The following is a 1,730-nucleotide window of genomic DNA, read 5'->3' as shown; positions in this document are numbered from 1 at the left end:
GACCCTCATACACCGTCCCGGAGCGCCCCGGGAGCGGCTGTCCTGCCTGCGCGAGGCCGAGCGCAGGCTCCGGCGGCTCGATGCCCTGCATCCGGATTCGTCGGAGACCTGGGGGTTGCTGGGCAGCGTGGCCAAGCGTGTCTTCGAAGTCGCCCTGCAACTGGGGGAGAACAACGCCCGGTCTCATCTGGACCGGGCCATCGACGCCTACCGCAGCGGCATGGCGGCCGATCCGGGAGACCACTACCCCGGGATCAACGCGGTCGCGCTCCTGAGGCTGCGCGGACAGCACTTCGGCGGCGGCCAGGGCGATGTGGCGGAGGCCGAGTCGCTGCTGCCCGTGGTCCGTTTCGCCGTGAAGCGCCGGCAGATCGGACCGCAGGACACCTGGGAGCATGCCAGCCTGGCGGAACTCGATCTGCACCGGCATCTGCTGGCCGGCGAGACGGAGAAGCCGCCGGCAGGAGCAGAACACCATTACGCCCTCGCGGTCGCATCCGCCGAAGGCGCCGAAATCTCCTCCATGCGCCGCCAGCTCGCCCTCTTTCTGGCCGCGGGAGACCCGGCCGCCGTCATCGAACCGCTTCTCGCCGCCGTTCGCGTACCCGCCCAAGAGGAGTGCCCATGACATCCGCAGCCGCGGCGCCGTACGTGATGGTGAGTTTCTCGAGCCGCGACGCGGTGAAGGTGGACGAACTCCTGGCAGAACTGGACGCGCACGGGGTGAGCCACTTCGAGTACCGCCGTGACATCCGGCTCGGGCAGGACATCCTCGACACGGTCCGGGAGGCGATCGAACGGTCCACGCACGTCGTCATCTACCTCTCCCCGGCAAGTCTCGACGCCCCATGGGTGTGGCTGGAGGTGGGCATGGGCTTCGCGCGTGACAAGAGGCTGGTCTTCGTCCTCGACGAAGCGCTCGGCTCACTGCCCCTGCCCTTCGACGGCCTGCGGCACATCACCGGCCGCGGCGAGTACGCGCGGTTCGTACGCGAACTGGCCTCCACCGGCACCTCACGGATGCCGGACTTCCCGGCGGGCTCCGTGGAGGAAGCAGCCCGGGACAAGCTGTACTACTACCCCGGAGGATGGGTGCGGGCCATCCGGCTCTGGGGCGCCGAGGACGTGCACTTCACCGAGGACAGGGTGCGGGTCGAATTCGACGAGGCTCCCATGGAGATCCCCCCGGAACTCGCGCAGGCGAAAGAACGCGCGATCGAGAAGAGAAAGCAGCGGGCGGAAAAGACGGGGCAGGTGTTCTTCGACGGCCCGAACGTACGCCTGCGGGGCTTCAGGGCATCACCGGTCGACGAGACGTCGGCACTCGAAGTTCCCACGCTCACACTGCAGTTGGGCCCGGTGGGGTGGTACGACTACGAAGGGCTCAACGAGGCGTTCAGGGAGAGGTACGGGGACTCGCCGCCGCTGGGAGTGTACGAGCACTACGTGAAGCTCGACGCTCTGATCAGGGACGGCGACGTCTCGGACGGTCAGTTGTCCAACATCATCGACAACGCGGTGACCGTCGTCACCGAGGACGGCCACCTCCTCTACGGCCGGCGCACCCGGCGCGTGACCTATCCGGACAGTCTCACCTGCGCCGTCGCGGAGAACACCAACCGCTACCTGGACGACACCGATCCGCGGACCGGACTGCTGATCAACCCGCACTCCGTGGCGGCGGACGGCCTTCCCGGGAACGCCCTTGACGGGTCCTATGTGCCCAAGGG

Annotated in this window: 2 protein-coding genes; both read left to right on the top strand. The window is 68.1% G+C overall.

Translation table 11 applies throughout. The annotated features are described in order from the left end of the window. Positions 1 to 628 (top strand): TRAFs-binding domain-containing protein (locus tag ACQKIP_RS46700; protein WP_427745789.1); only part of this gene is annotated, 628 nt, incomplete at its 5' end. Further along, positions 625 to 1,730, top strand: a 1,106-nt coding sequence (locus ACQKIP_RS46695; RefSeq protein WP_427745788.1) for a toll/interleukin-1 receptor domain-containing protein, incomplete at its 3' end; no start/stop codon positions are given. The genes ACQKIP_RS46700 and ACQKIP_RS46695, both read left to right, overlap by 4 nt.

Origin of the sequence: Streptomyces sp. NPDC059900 (genome assembly GCF_050270335.1) — a bacterium.
Lineage (GTDB): Bacteria > Actinomycetota > Actinomycetes > Streptomycetales > Streptomycetaceae > Streptomyces.
The sequence above is the reverse complement of the archived record's forward strand: the minus strand, read 5'-3'. Positions and strand labels throughout refer to the sequence as shown.